The following is a 21,949-nucleotide window of genomic DNA, read 5'->3' on the forward strand; positions in this document are numbered from 1 at the left end:
TTTATTGCTTATTTGAAGTAAGCTGCATCAACCCATTGGTCACCGCCAAGATTGTACATCATCTTGCCTGGTTTATGAGCGACCTTAAAGTATTTCCAGCTTGAACCATCAGGAATCTTTTTAGTCCAAGTTTTCGCATCTGGTGAAGTCCAGACGTTAACGCTGTAGCCTGGAGTGAAGTAAACTTTACCAACTCCTGCTTGTTCAGTAATCTTCCAATCATTTGGATTATCAACGGGAGTCTTGCTTGCATATTCACCTTGAACCCACTGGTTTGTACCCAAACGATACCATGTCTTGCCATCAGCGTAAGTTGCAACTTGATCATACTTCCAAGCACTGCCATGAGCTAATTTCCGATTAGTACCATCAGCTAGTTGTTCAGCTCCATCAGTTGTGTTGTTGTTCTTCCACAAATTAACGCCATAACCAGGTACGTAATTAATGTACACAACACCACTTTCGTTAGTTACTGTTGGAATTTTGGCTGCTTTAATCGTATAAGTTCTCGTATGGTGCAAAACAAACGAGTTATCTTTTGGATTAACTACAGTATATTCCACTTTGTAAATACCAGCTTCTGGTTTAAAATCACCTACAGTATTTGTTTTAACTGGCTGACCATCCTTAGTGACGCTAACAGAAATCCATTCTTTAGGAACATCATCAGTTATCGGAGTCGAGCTACCCGCATCTGTATAAGTGTACTTAAAAAGCAACAAACCGTTTAGCGGCACAATCATTGCCGTTTCATTTTCGCTAAGCAATACTTCTTCATTTTGACTTGCACCTTGATAATAAGTAGCCTTTGGCACATCAGTTGTCGCACTATTAACCGTCAGATTAATCGTCTTAACCGTCGTCTTCGTTGCATCGTCACCGTTAGCAAATGTGTAAGTTACCTTGTAAGTACCAACAGTTGTCATCGGAATTGTGCCATCACTATTTAACGCAACCGCTTTGTTACTAGCGTCAACAACTGCTACTTTAACTTTGGTATTGTCAATTTTTTGCACTTTACCATCTTTATCGGTATAGGAAGCATCAATTTTGTCAGTCTTCATCGTCGCGTTAAAAGGACTGATTGATTTGTTTTTAACGTTTGACAAAGTATAAGTGCCTTCAACAAAGTTATTAACCGTTGGTGCACCGACTGTAACATCTGTCGCAGCAACTGTCACTGTCACTGTTTTAGTTGTAGTCTTAGTTGCATCATCAGGGTTAGTGAAGACATAAGTTAGCGTATAAGTTCCGTCAGTAGTTGTTGGCAATGAACCATCAGCATTCATTTTAACATCTGCATTTTTAGCATCTTTTGCCGTAACTTTGATGTTAGCAACTGCCAAAGTCTGAGTTTTGCCACTCTTATCAACATAAGTTGCCGAAACACCCTTCATCGGATCGATACTCTTAGTAGTTTTGCTGTTCACATTAAAATCTGCTGGAACCGTCGCAGTAGGTGCAGTCGTGCTCGCTGGTGCATCAACTGGCTTGCCATCACTTGTAACAATCACTGGTTGAACGATATAACCCTTTAAAGCTGTGCCAGTTGCTGCCGTTGTTGCTGTTCCGCTAGCATCGACATTGCCAGATCTTAAGAAAACATAATTATTGTCTGCATAACGAATCGAATTACCGGTATCAATCGACATCTCAATTAATTGATTATACGTAGTGCTCTTAGAACCAGCTTTTAATTCATAAGTTGGCATATCAAAAGCTGAAACATATTTAGTAGCTCCTTCTAACCCGTAACGAACACCGTTAGGAATGATCCGACTCTCTGGGAAGGCAGGATTACCAGCACCGTCCAGAATTTTAGGTGCTAATTGTTTTTCGTCAATATAAGTAGTTGTTTGAGTTCCTGGTTTAACATAAACTGGTGCTAACTTTTGAATTTTCATGTTTGCACGATTAAACACTTTAACATTGATACTCTTAACGCCAACCACGTTTCCTGCCGAATTAGTGGTCGTTAAAGTCACCAAGAAACTATCACCATCTGTTAAAGCTCTTAATTTCTTAGATAGCTCAACTGGTGAACTTGCTCCGCTAAGTTTGTCCCCTTTAAACTGGACAGCTGTTGCATAATCCTCTTTAGCTAAACTCCCAACTTTCGCTAACGGATTAGCAAGAAAATTAAAAAGGTGCACATTTAACATATTAGATAAATTTTTATCGCTGTCCCCTGCACCACTAAAAAGTGCATTGTTATGGCCCTTACTACTATTGTAAACATTATAGAGTGTAATAGTCCCTTGAGCGTTAAAATTAGCTCCAAAATCATAATCTTCAAGCTTTTGTAACTGATCAACTGTGATTTGAGTATTATTACTAAATCCTTCGTCTAATGATTTCTGATAAGCTGGATCGGTTGTTTCAGCTTTAACTACCGTCGTCGGTTGAGCAAAAACGCTTACCATACTAGTAGCGAGGGGCGCAACAGTCAAAAGACTTGTCGCACAAATCCCCAAATATTTAATTTTATTTAACGTCATATTTTATAATTCCTCCACAAATTAAATTTGTTTTTAATCGTCAACCATTTCATTGTAACCTTTTTTAAAGATTTTTCATACTATAAATTAAAAATATTTTTCTATCAATTACTTACAATTAGTAACCTTTATTTGAAATATTGCCCATCAACCCACTGATTACCACCAAGATTGTACATCACTTTGCCATCTTTTTTTGCAATTTTAAAATACTTCCACGTTGTTCCGTGTGCTAACTTCCTACTAGAGGAGCCTTGATCTGGTGAATCCCAAAGATTCACCCCGTAGCCTGGAACATAATTAATAGTCCCGACACCACTCACATCAGTGATAACCCAATTAGAATTAATAAGCGGACTCAAACTTACATATTGCCCTTGGATCCACTGATTATCCCCCAAACGGTACCAAATTTCACCATTAGGGTAAACTACTTTCTGATCATATTTCCAAGCAGTTCCTGTCAACAAAGTTCGCTGACTGCCATCAGGCAAGGTTTCTTTCCCGTGATTAATATCACTGGATTTCCAAATACTTACCCCATAGCCCCATTTATAATTAATGTAAGCAACACCTGTTTCAGAAATTACTTTTGGTTGACTCGGATCGTCTTTAGAAAATATAAAACTACGACTGTAATTCAAAATTTTATCATTATTTATGGGATTAATTACGGTAATTTCGACAAGGTATTCCCCAATTTCGTCCTTAAACTTGCCTTCAGAATTCAAAGGAACCTCTTTCCGATCTTTACCTTTTGTAACTTTTACCTTGATATAATTTCTAGAGACTGTCTCAATATTAGGATTCTCATCAAGATCGGGATCAATGTAATTAAAAATAAAACTTAATCCTTCAAGCGGGTCAATATAAGATCCTTTGCTTAAACGTTCTTCATAACTCTCAAAGCCTTGTGCGTAAATCGGATTCATCGTTCCAACAGTCGCACTGTTCACTTTTAAGGTTATTGTTTTTGTCGTTGTCTTGGTCGGATCATCGCCGTTAACAAATGTATAATTCACTTGGTAAGTACCGGGTTCAGTTAACGGGATTGTCCCATTTGAATTTAGCGCAACGGCCTTGTTATTGGAATCCGTCACATTAACCTTGACATTACTATTATCAATTGGCATGACTTTTCCACTTTTATCTACGTATGAAGCCGATATTTTATCAGTATTTAGCGCTTGATCGAACGGACTAATAGATTTAAGTGAAACATTTGATAGCTTAAAAGTTCCCTCAACAAAATTATCAACTTTTGGAGAATCAAATTTACCATCAATCACTGTCAGTTTAACTTTTTTCGATACTTTTTTATTTGAATCATCTGGATTTACAAACAAATAGTTGACAGTATAATCTCCAGCTACAGCCGAAATTTTCCCATTAGCATTCAAAGCGACTTCCTTATTATTGGCATCAACGACTGACACTTGAATATTACCATTAGGAAAAACTTGATTTTCACCATTTTTGTCATAGTAAGTTGCTGTGATCCCGTTTAACGGATCAATTTCTTTAGTCGAAGTAGTTGATACATTAAGAGCACTCGGAAATCTAATGACATCTGGAACTGTCGCCTTCGATTGAGTCGAAGTGGTAACAATCACTGGTTGAGCAATATATGCAATCTTGGTGCCTTCACTTGGACCATCTGGATCAACATCACCACTACCATCGTTCTTTAAGAAAACAAAATTACTGTTCGCAAAATGATCAGATACTCCTTCTGTAAAAGATACTGGAATCAATTGGGTATAAGTTGATTCGGCTTCTCCTGGTTTCAACTCGTAAGTAGTCATTTTTTCAGGAGTATCATAATGACTATCCCCGACATTTCCGTAGTACAAACCCTCAGTGATTATTTGGTTTCTTGCAAATGCCCGACTACCATTAGAATCCGCAATCCTGTTAGATTGATCCTGTGCATCAACAGTTTTTACCGTCTTTGTGCCAGGAGTAACAAAAATTGGCGCTACTTTTCTAAATGAAATCTTAGAACGGTCGAGAGATTTAACATTAATATCCCTGGATGCAATTTCCTCCCCTGTCCTTGTCGTAATTGTAAGATTAACAAAAAAGCTATCGCCATCTTTTAATTGCTTGAGTTTGCTTACTAAATCTGCAGAGCTAGTAGCACCAGCAACTTTATCACCTTTTAGCTTAATTGTCATATTTGTTTCAGGCATCGCTAAAATTTCGACGCCTGCATTGGGATTAGCAAGAATTTTCAAAAGACCATCACGTAAACTAGGTCTTAACGCATCCGGAAGTGATACCTTATCATCAAAAAGATAATTGTCAGTTCCGTCATGTAAATCAACAACTTTATAATTAATGTCCCCGTTTGGTAAAAAATTTCCTCTAATTGCATTACTAGCCAACTTTTGAATTTGTTCAAGCGAAATCTGGACATGTTCGTTAAACCCATTATTCAATGCATATTGAAAATTATTCAACTCTTCATCAGCCTTAACAACATTAATCGAGTGTGCAGTTAGAGCTGCTGTATTACTAACTACTGGTGTAGCGATTAATAAAACTGCGCCGCAAGCCCCTAAATATTTGATTTTCTTTAAGTTCATTAGTTATTCCTCCAGTTTATTAACTACATTATAAGCGTAATCTTCTCAATTTAGTACCTTATTTAACCAAAAAAAATAGCCTCCAAATGGAGACTATCTAAAATCATTGATTATTTAAAGTAAGTGCCGTCAACCCATTGGTTACCACCAAGGTTATACATTGTTACACCATCTTTTCTAGCAATCTTGAAGTACTTCCATGCAGTACCATGGTCAAGTTTTCTAGTCCAAGTTGTTTGGTCTGGAGAAGTCCAAAGGTTTACACCGTAACCAGGAACATAGTTAATAGTACCAACACCTTCGATATCAGTGATTGACCAAGAGCTAGGAGCAACTACAGCTGTCTTACTTGCGTATTCGCCTTGGATCCATTGGTTCTTACCAACACGATACCAAGTTGAACCATCAGCGTAAGTTGCAACTTGATCATACTTCCATGCAGTACCATGTTGTAATTTTCGAAGAGAGCCATCAGCAAGTGCTTCTGCACCATCTTTAGTATTGCTGCTCTTCCAAACATTTACACCGTAGCCAGGAACATAATTAACGTAAACTATTCCATTTTCAGGAGTAATTGTTGGTCCAACAGGTGCTGGAGTTGGAGCATTAACAGTAAATGTTCTAGTATAGTTCAAGACGGTTGCATTATCTTTTGGATTGATAACTGAATAGTTAACTTTGTAAGTTCCAACTTCTGTTGCGAATTTACCAGCTGAATCTAATGAAACAGCTTTGCCATCTTTAGTAACACTAACTGAAATTAAATCTTTAGATACATCAGCTGTTGTTGGAGATGAACTTCCGGCATCAGTGTATGTGTAACTGAATGTTACTGAACCGTCTGTTGGGTTAATGCTAGGAGTGTCTTTAGTTGTAGTTGTAACATCTTGAGTTGCACCTTGATGATAAACAGCTACTGGCATTCCAGTTGTTGCAGCATTAACATTAAGAGTTACAGTTTTAGCCGTAGTTTTAGCAGCATCGTCACCGTTCGCAAATGTGTAAGTTACTTTGTAAGTACCTACAGTTGTCATTGGGATTGTGCCGTCGCTATTTAAAGCAACTGCTTTGTTAGCTGAATCTGCAACTGTAACTTTGACTTTGTCGTTAGCAATTGCTGTCTTCTTACCGTCTAAACCAACGTATGAAGCATCAATCTTATCAGTCTTCAAAAGAGCATCAAATGGATTGATTGACTTGCGGTTAACGTTAGACAATGTGTAAGTACCTTCAACAAAACCATTAACTGTTGGAGCAACTAAGTTAGTATCAGTAACAGTAAGGTTCAATGTCTTAGTTACAGTCTTAGATGTGTCGTCTGGGTTAGAGAATACATAAGTAATCTTGTAAGTTCCGTTAGTTGTTGTAGGAACTGTACCATCAGAATTCAACGCAACATCTTTGTTAGCTGAGTCAGTAACAGTAATCTTGATGTTATCTTTTGTTAAATCTTTAGTCTTACCGTCGCTGCCAACGTAAGTAGCTTTAACACCACTCAATGGGTCAATGCTCTTAGTTGTCTTGCTCGTAGCATTAAGATCAGCTGTTGGGAAAGTTGTAACTGTTGGAGCTGTTAACGGAGTTGGAATATCAGTTACAGTAACAGGAATCTTAACTGTACTTGTAGTTCCATTATCAGAATTTGTTATACTTGCCAATACATAAGAAGTAGCTGCTGTTGATTTAATATCAGGCATCGTATACTTGATAGACTCGGTAATTGCACCTACACCAGCATCGTTAGTACTAACACTCTTGTATGCTTTAAGATTGCCATTGAAATCCGCACCTTTTACAAAAGTTTCAACTGCATCGAATGTTGTTTGATCGTTGTACTTATAAGTCAATTTTTCTTTATCTGTAGAATTCACAGTAAGAACATCACCGTTCTTATAAGTAGGATTTGAACTACCACTAAACAGATACTTGAATACTGGATAGTCCTTACTTGCAACAGTACCAACTGTTACCTGACGTTTAACGTAAGCAACCTCTCCTGCTCCGGCAGCAGGAACGGTAGCAGTTATTTTATTAGCGCTGTCTAAGAATACAAAACTGCTTGCATCATAAGTATCAGCAACTGTTCTTGTATATTCAATTGGGATCAATTGAGTATAAACTGCACCAGTTACTCCGCTAGCTAATTCATATTTTGAAGTTGCAGTACTTGCAGTAAATGCACCAGTAGTATCTACCGCATAGTAGAAAGGATGACCGGCTGCAACAAAACTACTGATATCACTTGCTTTGAAGGCTTGTTCCCCACGTGAGTTTTTAATAGCTTTTGCTACATCAGTTGCATTTTCAGTCGAAAGATTAGTTGTAGATGTAGTAGCAGTAATTCCAGCAACTGGTGCTAAACCAATTTTAGCTGGTTTAGGACTAACTGTAACATTAATTGTCTTTGTTCCGATTACATCACCACTTGCATTTGTAGTTGATAACGCAATAGAGAATTTATCATTATCTGTCAAAGTCTGAAGCTGACGAACTTGATCACTTGCACTAGTTGGAGTACTCAACTTAGGACCTGTAATAGTCATTTTCGTTTTAACATTAGCTTTTGCCAAGAATCCAACTTTAGAATTTGTAGAAACAAAAAGTTTCAGAAAACTGTCCTGCAAATTTGTATAAAGATCAGCATCAGCTGCTGGACTACTACTAGTATTATCAAAAAGAACTTTTGTATTAGTAGCAATAGGGCCAACATTATCATAAACAAATGATCCTTGACTTATTTCACCCTTGATCGCAGTAGAAGCTAAATCAGCTAGTTGACTAGCAGTCACATTAATTGTCGAACCAAATCCATTAGTTAATGAATTTTGATAATCTGTATCGATAGCATCCGCCTTGACAACATCACTCGTAATTGGCTGAGACGCAATAGTTACTGCGCTTGTTGCAATTGGAGTTATCGTTAATAATGCCGTTGCACACAACCCAAAATATTTTACTTTATTTAAACTCATCTATTAATTATCCTCCAAGTTTTTTAATTTTTTAATTTCCATGGTTCCATTATACATATTTTCATTTGCCGTGCACGCCCCGTGACAAAATTGCACATAAACTTCACAATTCTTTAACAATTGGGGCGGGAATGTAAAAAAAGCAATCCTCCTTAGAAGACTGCCCGAAAGCTCACTATCCTTTTGGCACAAAATATTGAGAATCAACCCATTGATTTCCGCCAAGATTATACATAGTTTTACCATTGTTTGTTGCGATTTTGAAAAATTGCCACGCTGTACCATCCGGCAATTTCTTCGTATAGAGTTTCTGATCTGGTGTAGTCCAGACATTAACGCCGTAACCTGGAACGTAATTAATTACTCCCACGCCAGTTACAGGTTGGACATTCCAGCTATCATCAGTGTTTCCAACCAAGCTAACGTATAAAGCTGAAACCCATTGATTGTTTCCTAATTTATACCACTTGCTCCCGTCAGGATAAGTAGCAGTCTGGAAATATTTCCATGCAGTTCCATGTTTCAATTTACGATAACTTCCGTCTGGCAGAGTTTCGGCTCCACCTGTAACACCAGGCGTTTTCCAAAGATTAACGCCATAACCTGGAACATACTTGATCCACAACACCCCATCTTTATCTTCAAGCGCTGGCGTCTGACCAGTTGATTGTTGAACAGTCAACGTCCGAGTGTAATTCAAAGTAGTTGCGTTATCTTTTGGATTAGTAATACTATAGGAAATATTGTAAGTCCCTGCACTTGTTGCAAATGTGTTACTGCTCAAAGGAACGTTAACTCCATCTTTAGTCACCTTAACTGAAACAAAATTATTTGGCACTGTTTCAGTAATTGGTGTCGTTGGTGTACTAGTAGACGGATCAGTATAACTATAAGTAAATGACATGTTATTTAATACATTAAACGGGGTTCCAGCCATAACCTTCGGATTAGCAGTTTCACTTCCGCTATATTTAGCAGTAATCGGTTGGCTGACAACCGAATTAATGACCAACGTCGAAGTTTTGGTAACTGTTTTCGTTGGATCATCTGGATTAGTCCAAATGTAATTAATTGTCAGAGTATCAGGAGTGGTCATTGAAATAAGTTTATTTGAATTAAGCGCCACCGTTTGACCCTGCTTATTAGTAATTTTAAAAGTCACTTTATTAGGATCGAGAGTGTGGGTTGCACCATCTGAACCGACATAGCTTGCTTTAACATCGCTCATTCCTAAAACCGAAGCAAATGGACTGACTTCTTTTTGCTGATTATTTGACAAAGTATAAGTTGCATTATCTTTAAAACCTGTGACCGTTGGAGCCACTAAATCGGAAGAAGAGACCGTTAAAGTTAAATCTTTAGTTGCAACTTTTGAAGTGTCGTTTGGATTTGTGAAAGTATAGTGAACTGTATAAGTTCCAGAAGTTGTTGTCGGAACTGTACCGTCACTGTTAAGAACAACATCACTTCCGTTTGCGTTTTTAACAGAAATTGAAATATTAGCTGCCGGAAGAGTCTGAGTTGCACCATTAGCATCAAGATAAGTTGCAGCAACATCAGCCTTTGCATCATACTTGGTTGTACTCTTACTGTTAACTGTAACCTGGCTGTTTTCCGGGAACTTTGTAATCGTTGGAGCTACTGCTGCGTTTGGAATACCTTTCACAGTTACTGGAATCTTAACTGTCGCTTCAATTCCAGTAGTATTATTAGTAACTGACGCCAAAACGTACTGGGTCCCAGTTTTAGCATCAACCGGCGGCAAGATAAACTTAATTGTGCCAACTTCACTATTATTAGAATCAACTGTATCGATGTTATTGTAAGCTTTGAAATTACCAGCACCGTCTGTGGTTGTTTGGAATTTTCCTTCAAGATAGTTTTTAAGTTGATCTAGGCTATTTTGATCGTTATACGTATAAGATAAGCTAGCAGCATCTACTTTATTTGGCGTCAAAGTTTGTCCATCTTTGACCGTGGAAATAGTGGTAGTTCCATTAGCATCAGTTGAACCATAACGAAATACTGGATAACTTTTATCAGTAACATTTCCAATAATTATTCGACGGATAACATAAGCCACCGCATTACTTCCTGGGGTAACAGGAGTGTTAGTGATCGTAGCTAAATTCTGATCATTGGCGTCTTGAGTTAAGAAAACAAAATCTCTAGCGTTATAGCGATCAGAAATTTCTTTGGTATAAGGAACTGGGATATACTGCTTAACAACTTCAACAGTGTTATTGCTGGTCAGATCATAGTTACGATAATCCTTCGTGATTAACGCACTTGAACCGGTTTTTTGATAGTAATAAGTCGAATTATTTACAGCCGAGTTCAATTCAATTGCAGAAAAGATCTGCCGACCTGCATAATCCTTGATTACTGCTGCATTATCTGAACCATTCTCCGTCTGACTTGTTGCACTACCATTATCTACTCGCCGAGATGGAATGCTTCCCAAAGAAATCTTAGCTGGATTGTTAACAACGGTAACATTAATAACTTTTGTTCCTTTAACGTCCCCCGCACTATCTCTTGTAGTTAAGGTAACTTTAAAAGTCTGACCAGAACTTAACGTCTGTAACTGATGAATCAAATCACCTGAACCTGTCGCAGGAGTTATTTTGTCTCCTGTGACATTCATCGTTGTCCGATAATTTGAATTCGAAAGAAAACCAACTATTGCACCATCTTTTACCAACAATCTTAAAAGACTATTATTTAACTTGTCATAAAGTTTTGCGTAAGCGTCGGTACTGGTGGAAAAAAGCGAATTGCTATTTCCGACATTGTCATAAACAATATTTCCATTACCACTACTATAATCTCCACCTAAATCAGTTAAACCACTCAATTGATCCAACGATACACTAGCGTTTGAATTAAAGCCGTTGTCTAAAGAAGATTGATAATCTGAGTTTACTTCAGCCCGAACATCTGTGACTACCGGCTGAAAAGCGAAGGCAACTGCACTGGTTGCAACAGGAGCAATGGTCAACAATGCTGTTGCACAAACTCCTAAATATTTAAATTTATTCATTTTTCTATAATCCCTCCCAGGGAACATTAAAATAATTTCACTTAGTTATTATAGCAATCAAACTCCGCTTTTGAAATACTTCACATAAGGTCCTTGATTCAAAAAAACAACCTCCTAATGAGGTTGCTCAAAAATTTATTTTTAAGAATTAGGGAAGAAGTAAAGACCGTCTACCCATTGATCTCCACCTAAATTATACATTGTTTTACCATTTTTAGTTGCAACCTTGAAATACTTCCAAGCGGTTCCGTGAGAAATTTTCTTAGTCCAAGTTTGTTGATCAGGAGAACTCCATACGTTAATACCGTATCCTGGAACATAACTTACTGTCCCAACCCCTTCGCGATTAACTGTAGCCCAAGTATTTGGACTTGCCACTGCCGTCAAACTTGCATAAGTTGATGGAATCCATTGATTAGTTCCTAGTTGGTACCACTGACTACCGTCAGCGTAAGTTGCAACTGCATTGTATTTCCAAGCAGTTCCATGTTGTAATTTGCGCAAGCTTCCGTCAGGATTTCTTTCAGCGCCACCGTTGTAATTATTGTTTAGCCAAAGATTAATTCCATACCCCGGAACATAATTAATCCAAACGACTCCTTCTGAATATTGAATTGTTGGACTCGATGGAGATGGAGTAGGATTTGGAGTTGGCTTAGCAGAGGCGCTTTTTACCGTTAGCGTTCTCGTATAATTCAAAGTAATAACATTATCCTTTGGATTAGTAACTTTATAAGTGATTGTGTAAGTTCCCTCAGATGGAGTAAACGCATAATTCGTTAGTGCTACTTCTTTATCATCTTTAGTAACCTTAACGTCCACGAAATTATTTGGAACCGCCACAGTCGTCGGAGTTGTTGGCGTACTAGAATTTGGATCTGTATAAGTCAAATTAAAAGATATGTTGCTTAAAGTGTTAAAACTCTTAGTATTAGTGTCAATCGTCGGATCAGCCACTTGATTATTACTGTATTTCGCAGCCATCGGTTCACTAACCACTGAATTCACAATTAAAGTTGAACTCTTTTTAGTAGTTTTTGTTGGATCGTCTGGATTAGCCCAAATATAAGTAATTGTGTAAGTGCCCGGAGTAGTCATTGGAATACAATTGTTAGAATTTAAGGACACTGATTGGCCATAAGAATTTTTGATATCAAAAGTAATATTTTTTGGATCAATCGTATGATTTGCACCATCAACACCAACAAAAGTAGCTTTTACGTCCCCCATGCCTAAAATTTGTGCAAGCGGGCTAACTTCTTTTTGCTTATTATTGGATAAATTATAAACTGCGCTATCTTTGAACCCAGTAATAGTTGGCGCACTCAAATCAGCTGAGTTTACCTTCATCGTCAAATCTTTTTTGACATTTTTATTAGCGTCGGATGGATTTGAAAAGACGAAGTGAACCTTGTAAGTTCCAGCAGTAGTTGTCGGGATTGTCCCGTCGTAGTTAAGGCTCACCGCTTCGCCCTTAGAGTTCTCAACGGTAACTTTGATGTAGCGGCTTGGTAGATCACGAGTCTTATTATCAGCACCAACGTAAGTAGCAGCAACAAGACTGGTTGGATCAAGCTTTGTTACCAACCGACTGTTAACGATAACGTCCCCAGACGGAAACTTAGTTACGGTTGGCGCCACGGAAGGATCTGGAATATCTGTAACTTTTACAGGAATTTTGATGGTTGAAGTCGCACCAGTATCTGCATTAAATGCCTTAGCAATGACATTTTGTGGACTTGTATTAGCAGTCAAATCTGGTAATTCAAAAGTAATTGCTAATTTAGTTCCAGTCGGACTATCTTTATACGCTGTTAACTTCCCAGCTCCATTGGAATCAGTTTTAAAATCACCGTTTAAGTAATCCCTTAATTTCGCCAAGCTGCCTGAATCATTGTAAACGTAAGTCAATTTAGTTTGGTCAACTGAATTAGGTGCTAGAATATCACCATTTTCAAGAGTATTAGTTGCTGAAACTCCTTGATAAACTGTGGTATATCTAAATATTGGATAGGCTGGGGTTCCAACAACAACTTTTCTTTGAACATAAGCAAATGTTGTCGGACCCGGTGTTGGAACAATTTTGGTTATTTTACCACTATTGTCAGTGTTAAGAAAAACAAAACTGCTTGGATCAAACTTAGAAGCAATCGTATTTGTATATTTGATCGGTATCAACTGATTAACAACTGCACCAGTTCCATTTCCCAAAACATTCAAATTAAACGTATTGAGCTTAGCAAATTGGTTTTTTCCGTCAACTGCATAGTAATAGTCTGTAGCTGCGCCAAAAGCCTCTGCATGGAAAGCCTGATTACCACTTGCGTCCTTAATATCAGCTGCCTTAGCTACTTTATCAGCCGTATTACTACTAGCTGTAGCTGTAATATCATCAGGGGCAGCTAATTTAATTTTATTTGTTGGATCAGCAGTAACAGTGACGTTGATTGAGAACGATCCTGTTTTAACAGGTGTCGAATTATCACTCATAGATAAATCGACTTTTACCTGATCTCCAGCCCGCAAACCTTGTAATTTAGTTACTAAATCTGATTCACTAGTTGGAGCAGGGGTAAGTTTAGTACCTGTAATCTGCATTGAGATACTTGTGCCCAAAGTAGCCAACGTTCCCATCTTAGCTCCGCTTTTAACGAGCAGCTTCAAGAAAGGAACTTCTAGATTATCATACAGTGAAAGATTATCTTTACCTTGTCCAGTTTCTTTATACATTTCACCAGCAGTAGTTGTTGAGTACTTAAAAGTCTTATCAGACTCCATTGCTTTTTTAAAACTACCAGTAGACAAATCTTTAATTTGACTCCTAGTTAAATTAACATCGGAACTAAACCCTGCTTTAAGAGCACTAACAAAAGTTGTCTCCTCGTCAGCCCTAACTGTTTCCGTTCTAATTGGTTGACCTGCCAAAATTACTGCCGAATTTGCTACCGGAGCAATTGTCAACAAGGTTGTGGCACAAAGGCCTAAATATTTAACTTTATTCATTTTCATAATTTTCCTCCAAAAAAAATAAATCGTTTTAGAGCACGTTCTAGTTACTATTATACACGATTAAATTATTTTTAATTGTTAAAAATCTTAATTTTTTTGACAGAAGCCAAATAATATTCAAAAAAACATTCTAAGATTAGTAGTGGATAGATGGATTCGACGGAATTCATCTGTTCCCTACTTTTTTTATGTTACAGTAGGCATGAAGTTGCACAAGTCGTAGGTCTTTTTGACGCTTTGTCGTCGTAAAAAAAACTGGCAGCTTCATGATCTTTATTAAGGTCTGTTCGTAGAATGTTGGACGCATGTCGTCGGGTATAGAAAATTAGATAGATAAAGATTTAATGAACTCAACTTCAAGAAAGGATGTACTAAATAATGAGAACTGTTTTCGGAATTGATATCAGCAGCAAGACTTCAAATGTTGCCATATCCGTTGATCAAAATGTCGTGAACCAATATAAATTTGACAATGATCAGATCGGTTTTGATCGCCTTTTAAATGATCTTAACTCGGTTAAAGAACCAGAGATCGTCTTTGAAGCCACTGGGGTCTACTCCCGCAGTTTACAAAAGTTACTGCAAGATCACGGGTATCAATATACTTGCCTTAATCCCTTAGTTGCCAAGAAACAGTTAGACAGTCTGCGTCCTCGTAAAACTGACGCTACTGATGCTTTTAATTTGGCTCAAACTCAGTTTCAACTAAATCGTAAACCTAGTTATCAGCAAGATCCCGTTTATGATCAATTAAAAGATTTGAGTCGTTTCTACCAGGAAATCAGTACAGATCTAGTTCGAGCGAAGACGAGGCTTCATCGAGCACTCCAAATGACTTTTCCAAGTGTTGAGAGAATTCTCAGCACGCCTAATGGCACACTCTATTGGAACTTAGTTAAGAGATATCCTCTGAGTACGATGGTTCCCACTGGAGATCCTGAAGAACTAGCACCAGTGGTGCTTAATTCTACCAATAAGAATATGTCACAAGCCAGGGCACTAAAGATTGCAGCTAAACTACAAGATTTAGCCCAAGCCTGTCATCCAGCTGTCAGCAGTAATTCAAGCATGATCAAGCAGGTTCGTTACTTGGCTGACGAGGCACTCAGACTTCAAGATTTAAAGCATGACTTAATTCAAGAAATGATTGAACTGGCTCAAGACCTCCCTGAATATGAGATCTTACTTAGTATTCCAGGCATTGGCGAAGTAACCGCCGTTCTTTTAATTGCCGAAATCGGTGACATTAGACGTTTTACTTCAGCTAATAAAGTGAATGCTTATATTGGAATTGATCTGAGACATTATGAGTCGGGAAATTACGAAGCAGCCGATCACATCAGTAAACGGGGGAATCCTTATGGGCGCAAAATTCTTTATCAGATGGTGATGAATATTGTCTCTTCAACCAGCAGTAAAACTTCTAAGCAGATGCATGTTGCAGATTATTACCGAAACAAAAAGCAATCAGCCCCGTCTCATTCGACGAAGAAGATTGCCATTGCTTCGATGCACCGCCTGCTTAGAACGATGTACATCCTGATCATTAAAAATCAGAAATATTCTTATCATCCGACGACAAAGCGCCAATAGGTTATTTCTGATTACAAGAGTACTATAACACCATTTAGAAAAAAATTCATCAGTGGTGGTTTATTTGGTGCAGGAAAAAATTGAATATTCCAGTAGATTTTAGTGATTAGCGATAGTTGAAATTGAACTTTATGAAGCAAAGTTTCTACTTGAGATCACTTAAAATATTTTTGAGTTTGAATTTAAAAGTTCAGAAATCAGGATCCTTTATAAAAAAACAAGGAACAATTTGTCCCTTGCTGATTAATCAAAATAAAAATATTTAAAATAAAATTTCAAAATCACTTGACTAATCGTAGAAAATAGACCTCAATATCTCAGGTCTATTTGTAAACTAGAAAATTGTTCCAACAATATGGTACTTGCGTTTCAAATAATAGTGCGCTCCGAACAGTAAGGCTGCCAGAACTAAGTAAATAAAGGCGTCAAATGTTGGATTGAACGCAGGCGGAATAATTGCTGCAATTCCCGTCACAACAAGCAATCCTAAGAATCCGAGGATAATTACACCAATTAATTTAAGCCAGGAAGCTCGCTCTTCTTTCGGCTGAGACATCCAGCGCGTGAAATATGCCCACGGACAGCCAAACTCCGCTGACATTAAAATAACAGTCACAATTCCGCTCGCACTAGAGGCCGACTTGGTTTTGGACGTCAACAGCACTAAACAAGTCATTGCGCTAAGCAGGAAGGCAAAAATCACTGAGTTATCTAGCCAAAGAATGCTAAATTTACTTGCTGGCTTCGATTTTTCGCCTTTAATATGATCACTTGCTTTTTTCCGAGGTGTTCCATAAAGACGATTAGCTGGCATCCCTTTGCGCTGAGCTTCGATAATTTCGCCTAAAATGCTTTCGACATATTCGTCAGCTTCTTGTTCGCTGTAATTTTCTTCATTGACCAAAACTTTGCGTAATTGAAAAACGTAATCACTGTTTTTCTTTGTCAATTCATCTTGCGAATGTTTTGGAGCTTCTTGCTCGATAACTTTCTCTTTTTTATCACTCATTAGACATTAAACCTAAATTCAAAAATATCTCCGTCTTGAACAACGTAATCCTTGCCTTCAATTCTTAATCGACCTGCTTCTTTTACTGCTTCCATACTGCCATACTGATCTAAGTCACTAAAAGATACAGTTTCTGCTCTAATAAAACCACGCTCAAAATCACTATGAATTATTCCAGCAGCTTGTGGTGCCTTGGTTCCAACTTTATAGGTCCATGCACGGTTTTCTTTACCGCCAGCAGTGAAAAATGTCCCAAGCCCCAACAAACGATAAGTTGCTTGAATCAATTGATCAAGTCCTGACTCTTTTGCCCCAAGGTCCGCTAAGAAATCTGAGCGATCACTTGGATCAAGTTCTGAAATTTCCTCTTCAGTTCTCACTGAAATGGCTAAGGCAGGTGAGTTCTCACTATCGGCAATTTCTTTAACCACTTTAAAATATGGTGACTGCATCGGATCAGCAATACTTTCATCACTAATATTTGCAACATAGATTACCGGCTTAGTGGTTAAGAGGAAGAACCCTTTCACAATTTTCGCTTCATCTTTATTAAATTCTAATGACCGAGCGGGCTTGCCCTCCTCTAAAGCCTTTTTAATTCTTTGTAAGAGCGGTAGTTCAGCCATTGCCTCTTTATCATGAGCTCGAGCCACTTTTTCTACTCGTCCTAATCGCTTAGTAACGCTATCTAAATCAGCAATTTCTAATTCTAAATTGATTGTTTCAATATCATCTTTCGGATCAACTGTTCCCGTCACTGAAGTAATATTAGGATCATCAAATGCTCGAACAATGTGAACAATCGCGTCAACTTCCCTGATATTTGCCAAAAACTTATTTCCTAATCCTTCACCTTTACTGGCACCTTTTACAATCCCAGCAATGTCGGTAAACTCAAAAGTAGTCGGAATAATCTTTTTGGCAGGGATAATTTCTTGAAGTCGATCTAGCCGTTTGTCCGGAACTTCAACAACTCCGACATTCGGCTCAATCGTTGCAAACGGATAGTTTGCCATTTCCGCTCCGGCATTTGTAATTGCATTAAACAATGTGGACTTTCCAACGTTGGGTAACCCAACGATTCCTGCTGTTAAACTCATTTATCTCCTAACCTATCAATTATTACTCGCCCTGAACCATCAGTACTTTCAGGGGTATGTTCAATTTTTTTGCATTTTTTTAAAAAATCAGCTCGCGGCAGCACAATTTTGTGCTGACAGGCAAGGCAAATGATTCCAATATCCGCACCTACTCTCACTATTTGCCAGTGATTTTTTCCACAAGCATGTGGTTTTTTCATCACTACCTGATCATTAAGCCAAATCTCCATTAATCAGCCTCAACGTTTAACAAACCGATAATCCGCGCTAAGTCATCCTCAGAGGCAAAATCAATTTCAATTTTCCCTTTTCCGCGCATCGACTGCTGAATTTTGACCTTCGTATCTAACAAATCTTCAAGTGAACTGCGCGTACTTCTGACAAAAGGAGTTGGCTCAACTGCAGTCTTTTTCGCTGCCTTATTCACACCTTGATTTTCATCAATATATTTCTCAATCTGCCGAACAGTCAATCCTTCATTAACGACTTTTTTTGCTAATCGTTCAATTGCCTCAGGATCTTGTAGTTTCAGCAATGCGCGCGCTTGAGCGTTTGAAAGTTTTCGAGTTTCTACCAAGCCCTTAACCGAGTCTGGCAACTGTAAAAGTCTAATATAATTAGTAATATACGGTCGACTTTTACCAACCTTTTTGGCCACTTCATCTTGCGTTAAATTAAGCTTCTTGATTAACGTCACAAATGCTTGACCCTCTTCAATCGGCGATAAATCCTCACGCTGTAAATTCTCCAAAACCGTAATTTCTAAGACCTGTTCGTCGGTATAATCGCGCACAATTGCTGGAATTAAGGTTTTGCCTGCCAGTTTTGAAGCGCGAAATCTCCGCTCCCCAGCAATTAATTCATATCCGTTGACACCTTTTTTTACGATAACTGGCTGGAAAACTCCACTTTGAGCAATTGAATCTGCTAATTCTTTTAATTTGTCTTGATCAAAGATCTGCCGCGGTTGATAAGGATTGGGACGAATTTCTTTTAACTCAATTTCTTTAATACCTTCCGAACTTTGATTTAAGTCCTGCAGGGGATCATTTGAAAAAAAGGCATCCAAACCCGTGCCGAGCCCTCGATTTTTTTTAGTTGCCATTTGCTTGAAGTACCTCCTTGGCTAACTCAATATAGGCGATTGCCCCCTTTGAACGACTATCATAATAATAAATTGGCATTTGATGACTTGGCGCCTCCGCTAAACCAATATTGCGAGGAATAATCGTATCGTATACTTTATTATAAAAATAATTACGAACATCGCCAATTACTTGAGCACCGAGCAATGTCCGTGCATCATACATCGTAATCAAAACACCCTCAATTCCTAACTGAGGATTCGAGCGGCGACGGACCTGATCAATAGTATTAAGTAACTGGCTAAGTCCTTCCAGAGCATAAAATTCACTTTGCAAAGTGATCAAAACTGTATCTGACGAAGTAAATGCTTGAATTGAAAGCATTCCAAGCGAAGGAGGACAATCAATGAAGATAAAATCGTAAGTATCTTTTACTTGATCAAGAATGTCTTTTAAAAGTAGTTCACGACCCTCAACATTAGCATATTCAGTTTCAATGGTTGCCAAACGATTGCTGGCTGCAGGTAAAATTGAAACATTTTCAAATTTTGTTTTGATAATGGTATTTTTAACTGGAACTTGCTTAGTTAAAGCATCAGTTACATCCTTTTGGATGATCGTCTTGGCCGAGCCCAAAAAACCAGTTGTCAAATTACCCTGCGGATCAAAATCAACCAGCAAAACATTTTTACCTAATTGGCCCAGTGAAGCTCCTAGATTCGCAGTAGTTGTCGTTTTTCCAACCCCGCCTTTTTGATTTGCTATCGCTATTATCTTCCCCATGATCTCCCTAGTTACCACCATTATTCTTCTTGGCATCCAAATTTAGCGGATCTCCATTATTTTTCTTGAGTTCAATTACCATCTCAACCTGATCTTTACTAACTTGCTTAACTTTCTGGCTCACTATTATGCCGTTTTTTTCAATAACATCGAGTGACTGTTTGACCGTCTGAGTTGCCAAAAGTAAGCTATCCATTTTATTTAAAATATTAGCTCGCGGCTTATTTTTAGCTTTTTTAGTTGGTTTTTCAACCTTATTTAACCTTTGATCAATCAAATCTTTCGTTTGTTTTACATTGAAATTGTTTTCAATTACTTCTTTTAATACAGATTTTTGATCTGTCTCACTCAAACGTAAGAGTTCGCGCCCGTGACGCTCTGAAATTTTACCTTCAGCAATTGATTGTTGAACCTCTTGATCAAGTTTTAATAAACGCAGCTTATTTGCAATAGAACTCTGACTTTTTCCCAGCTGGCGCGCTAACGATTCCTGCGTACCCTTAGTCATTTTTAACAATTCTTGATAGGCCTGAGCTTCTTCAATAACTGAAAGATTTTCCCGTTGCAAATTTTCATTTAGAGCTTGAATGGCAGAAGCAGTATTATCAAATTCTCGTACAATTGCCTCAATCGCAGGCCATTTAAGCGATTGAACTGCCCTAAATCTACGTTCACCAGCAATTATTTCGTATTTTTCAGGCTCGTACTCACGCACGACAATTGGTTGGAGCAAACCATTTTTCTCAATGCTTTGCGCCAATTCTTTAATCTTATCTTCTTGGAAAATTTTACGTGGCTGATGCCGATTAGCAGTAATGTCTTCAACATTAATCTTCATTAAACGGCCTTCATCTTCACGATTATTTTCTTCTTCAGGCTTGAAAAAATTAAAAAAATTATTTGGCATGAGTTCCTTTCATATCAGCTTTAATTTGACTGTTAGAGCGCGGATATTTCTTGGGAGTTGGCTTTATTTTTTTAATCAAAAATAAAGTCCGAAAATCATCATTATCTAAAAGATCGAGATCCAATTCTTCTTGAACCTGACCGCCCAGTAAACTTATGAGATCCTGCGCCTCAGACAATTCTTGATGCCCGTTTTTCCCTTTGTAAGCTAAGAAATACCCGTTAGTTTTGACCAATGGCAAACAATACTCGCTTAACATCCGCAAATTAGCCACCGCTCGTGAAACTACCAAATCAAATTCAGCACGTCCACGGGCCTGACCAAATTCTTCTGCCCGCTGCCAAACGAAATCGACATCAGTCAAATGCATTTGGGCGGATAAATTTTTTAAAAATTGCAATTTTTTCTGGGAAGAATCCAGTAAACTTAATTTTACATCTGGATAAATTATTTTTAAAGGGATCCCAGGAAAACCTGCCCCCGTTCCGACGTCACAAATTTTCATTTCAGGCCGAAATACGGTTGACCCCCACTGTAAAGCTGGGATAATAGAGTCATAAAAATGCTTCAAATAAGCTTCTTTTTGATCAGTTATCCGCGTTAAATTATATTTTTGATTTGTCTCAATCAACTCTTGATAGTAAAAAGAAAATTGCTGCATTGCAGCTTGTACATCAAGTCCTGGCATCTGTTTAAGAATTGTTTCTAGTTCATCTGGATCCAATTTTTCCCTCTTTGTGAAACTATTGTTTTACAACTACTTTAGCGAAAGAAATCAAACTGGTCAATAACTAGATTAAAGGAGAACGATGATAAATAAAAAAGAAATTCGCCAAATTCAAATCTCTAAATTACAAAATCTCCCTGCAGACGAGCGAATTACTCAGGCAACTCAAATTTTTGCTAATTTCAAAAACACGAAAAATTTTCAGCAAGCTAAAAACATCGCAATGTTTTGGAGTACTGAACTTGAATTGCCGACTCATGAATTTATAAATGAAATTAAAACGCACAAGCACGTTTATCTACCCGTTGTTGCCCCTCAGCACCAATTAATTTTTCGAAAATTTGTTTCGGAAGCTACCATGCAAACTAATCGGGGAATCGATGAGCCAACCCCAGATTCCCCTACAATTTCGCCTAATGATTTAGATTTAATTGTTGTTCCTGGATTAATCTTCTCCCGCACAAAATATCGAATCGGCTTTGGCGGAGGTTATTACGACCGTTTTTTAGCGAAATATGATAATTTCTCCACAGCTCTTTCTTTCAAAGAACAATTTGTTTCTGATCCGACTTGGGAAATTGACTCATTTGATCGACCCGTAAAACAATTAATTACCCCGAACGCTATTTACTAAG

At 37.9% G+C, this 21,949-nt stretch carries 14 protein-coding genes; 2 read left to right on the top strand and 12 right to left on the bottom strand.

Annotated features, from left to right (window positions below):
* Positions 1 to 8 precede the first annotated feature (8 nt).
* The 5 genes from R8495_RS07225 to R8495_RS07245 all read right to left on the bottom strand — a co-directional run bounded on the left by R8495_RS07225 (position 9) and on the right by R8495_RS07245 (position 14,110).
* On the bottom strand, positions 9 to 2,498 hold the full coding sequence (locus R8495_RS07225; RefSeq protein ID WP_317634805.1) for a hypothetical protein: 2,490 nt from the start codon (positions 2,496 to 2,498) through the stop codon (positions 9 to 11).
* Positions 2,499 to 2,626: 128 nt separating this feature from the next.
* Positions 2,627 to 5,086, bottom strand: a complete 2,460-nt coding sequence (locus R8495_RS07230) for a hypothetical protein (protein ID WP_317634806.1) — start codon at positions 5,084 to 5,086, stop codon at positions 2,627 to 2,629.
* Positions 5,087 to 5,196: 110 nt separating this feature from the next.
* Positions 5,197 to 8,058 (bottom strand): hypothetical protein, encoded by a 2,862-nt coding sequence (locus R8495_RS07235; protein WP_317634807.1) that lies wholly within the window; start codon positions 8,056 to 8,058, stop codon positions 5,197 to 5,199.
* Between the two features lie 175 nt (positions 8,059 to 8,233).
* Positions 8,234 to 11,101, bottom strand: a complete 2,868-nt coding sequence (locus R8495_RS07240; RefSeq protein ID WP_317634808.1) for an RND family efflux transporter — start codon at positions 11,099 to 11,101, stop codon at positions 8,234 to 8,236.
* 141 nt (positions 11,102 to 11,242) lie between these two features.
* Positions 11,243 to 14,110, bottom strand: coding sequence for a hypothetical protein (locus R8495_RS07245; RefSeq protein WP_317634809.1), 2,868 nt, complete (start codon positions 14,108 to 14,110; stop codon positions 11,243 to 11,245).
* Positions 14,111 to 14,488: 378 nt separating this feature from the next.
* Here R8495_RS07245 and R8495_RS07250 point away from each other — a divergent pair, with 378 nt between their 5' ends.
* On the top strand, positions 14,489 to 15,703 hold the full coding sequence (locus tag R8495_RS07250) for an IS110 family RNA-guided transposase (RefSeq protein ID WP_317634801.1): 1,215 nt from the start codon (positions 14,489 to 14,491) through the stop codon (positions 15,701 to 15,703).
* A gap of 334 nt (positions 15,704 to 16,037) precedes the next feature.
* On the opposite strand, the gene R8495_RS07255 is transcribed toward R8495_RS07250, so the two are convergent.
* From R8495_RS07255 to rsmG, 7 genes are read right to left on the bottom strand one after another with little or no spacing between them, the layout of a single operon-like run.
* Entirely contained in the window at positions 16,038 to 16,712 is a 675-nt protein-coding gene (locus R8495_RS07255) for a DUF1129 family protein (protein WP_317634810.1), read from the bottom strand.
* A complete protein-coding gene (gene ychF, locus R8495_RS07260; protein WP_317634811.1) occupies positions 16,712 to 17,812 on the bottom strand; it encodes a redox-regulated ATPase YchF in 1,101 nt (366 codons plus the stop codon). Before ychF ends, R8495_RS07255 begins: the two co-directional genes overlap by 1 nt.
* Positions 17,809 to 18,042: a DUF951 domain-containing protein gene (locus R8495_RS07265; RefSeq protein WP_317634812.1), complete on the bottom strand. Its 234-nt coding sequence runs from the start codon at positions 18,040 to 18,042 to the stop codon at positions 17,809 to 17,811. Before R8495_RS07265 ends, ychF begins: the two co-directional genes overlap by 4 nt.
* Positions 18,042 to 18,917, bottom strand: a complete 876-nt coding sequence (locus R8495_RS07270) for a ParB/RepB/Spo0J family partition protein (protein WP_317634813.1) — start codon at positions 18,915 to 18,917, stop codon at positions 18,042 to 18,044. The genes R8495_RS07265 and R8495_RS07270 overlap by 1 nt, the downstream gene beginning before the upstream one ends.
* On the bottom strand, positions 18,907 to 19,680 hold the full coding sequence (locus R8495_RS07275) for a ParA family protein (RefSeq protein ID WP_317636612.1): 774 nt from the start codon (positions 19,678 to 19,680) through the stop codon (positions 18,907 to 18,909). Before R8495_RS07275 ends, R8495_RS07270 begins: the two co-directional genes overlap by 11 nt.
* 7 nt (positions 19,681 to 19,687) lie before the next feature.
* Entirely contained in the window at positions 19,688 to 20,587 is a 900-nt protein-coding gene (locus tag R8495_RS07280) for a ParB/RepB/Spo0J family partition protein (protein ID WP_317634814.1), read from the bottom strand.
* A complete protein-coding gene (gene rsmG, locus R8495_RS07285) occupies positions 20,577 to 21,311 on the bottom strand; it encodes a 16S rRNA (guanine(527)-N(7))-methyltransferase RsmG (RefSeq protein ID WP_317634815.1) in 735 nt (244 codons plus the stop codon). Before rsmG ends, R8495_RS07280 begins: the two co-directional genes overlap by 11 nt.
* A gap of 85 nt (positions 21,312 to 21,396) precedes the next feature.
* Between rsmG and R8495_RS07290 the strand changes: the two genes are divergently transcribed.
* Positions 21,397 to 21,948 (top strand): 5-formyltetrahydrofolate cyclo-ligase, encoded by a 552-nt coding sequence (locus tag R8495_RS07290; protein ID WP_317634816.1) that lies wholly within the window; start codon positions 21,397 to 21,399, stop codon positions 21,946 to 21,948.
* Position 21,949: the final 1 nt, after the last annotated feature.

It is taken from the genome of Xylocopilactobacillus apicola (assembly GCF_033095985.1).
Taxonomy (GTDB): Bacteria; Bacillota; Bacilli; order Lactobacillales; family Lactobacillaceae; genus Xylocopilactobacillus; species Xylocopilactobacillus apicola.

What these genes read in the sequence shown, in the direction of transcription:
- R8495_RS07280 (WP_317634814.1), bottom strand. Translation starts at nt 20,587, where the DNA reads ATGCCAAATAATTTTTTTAATTTTTTCAAGCCTGAAGAAGAAAATAAT.
- R8495_RS07290 (WP_317634816.1), top strand. Translation starts at nt 21,397, where the DNA reads ATGATAAATAAAAAAGAAATTCGCCAAATTCAAATCTCTAAATTACAA.
- R8495_RS07235 (WP_317634807.1), bottom strand. Translation starts at nt 8,058, where the DNA reads ATGAGTTTAAATAAAGTAAAATATTTTGGGTTGTGTGCAACGGCATTA.
- R8495_RS07230 (WP_317634806.1), bottom strand. Translation starts at nt 5,086, where the DNA reads ATGAACTTAAAGAAAATCAAATATTTAGGGGCTTGCGGCGCAGTTTTA.
- R8495_RS07240 (WP_317634808.1), bottom strand. Translation starts at nt 11,101, where the DNA reads ATGAATAAATTTAAATATTTAGGAGTTTGTGCAACAGCATTGTTGACC.
- R8495_RS07250 (WP_317634801.1), top strand. Translation starts at nt 14,489, where the DNA reads ATGAGAACTGTTTTCGGAATTGATATCAGCAGCAAGACTTCAAATGTT.
- R8495_RS07255 (WP_317634810.1), bottom strand. Translation starts at nt 16,712, where the DNA reads ATGAGTGATAAAAAAGAGAAAGTTATCGAGCAAGAAGCTCCAAAACAT.
- ychF (WP_317634811.1), bottom strand. Translation starts at nt 17,812, where the DNA reads ATGAGTTTAACAGCAGGAATCGTTGGGTTACCCAACGTTGGAAAGTCC.
- R8495_RS07270 (WP_317634813.1), bottom strand. Translation starts at nt 18,917, where the DNA reads ATGGCAACTAAAAAAAATCGAGGGCTCGGCACGGGTTTGGATGCCTTT.
- R8495_RS07265 (WP_317634812.1), bottom strand. Translation starts at nt 18,042, where the DNA reads ATGGAGATTTGGCTTAATGATCAGGTAGTGATGAAAAAACCACATGCT.
- R8495_RS07275 (WP_317636612.1), bottom strand. Translation starts at nt 19,680, where the DNA reads ATGGGGAAGATAATAGCGATAGCAAATCAAAAAGGCGGGGTTGGAAAA.
- R8495_RS07245 (WP_317634809.1), bottom strand. Translation starts at nt 14,110, where the DNA reads ATGAAAATGAATAAAGTTAAATATTTAGGCCTTTGTGCCACAACCTTG.
- R8495_RS07225 (WP_317634805.1), bottom strand. Translation starts at nt 2,498, where the DNA reads ATGACGTTAAATAAAATTAAATATTTGGGGATTTGTGCGACAAGTCTT.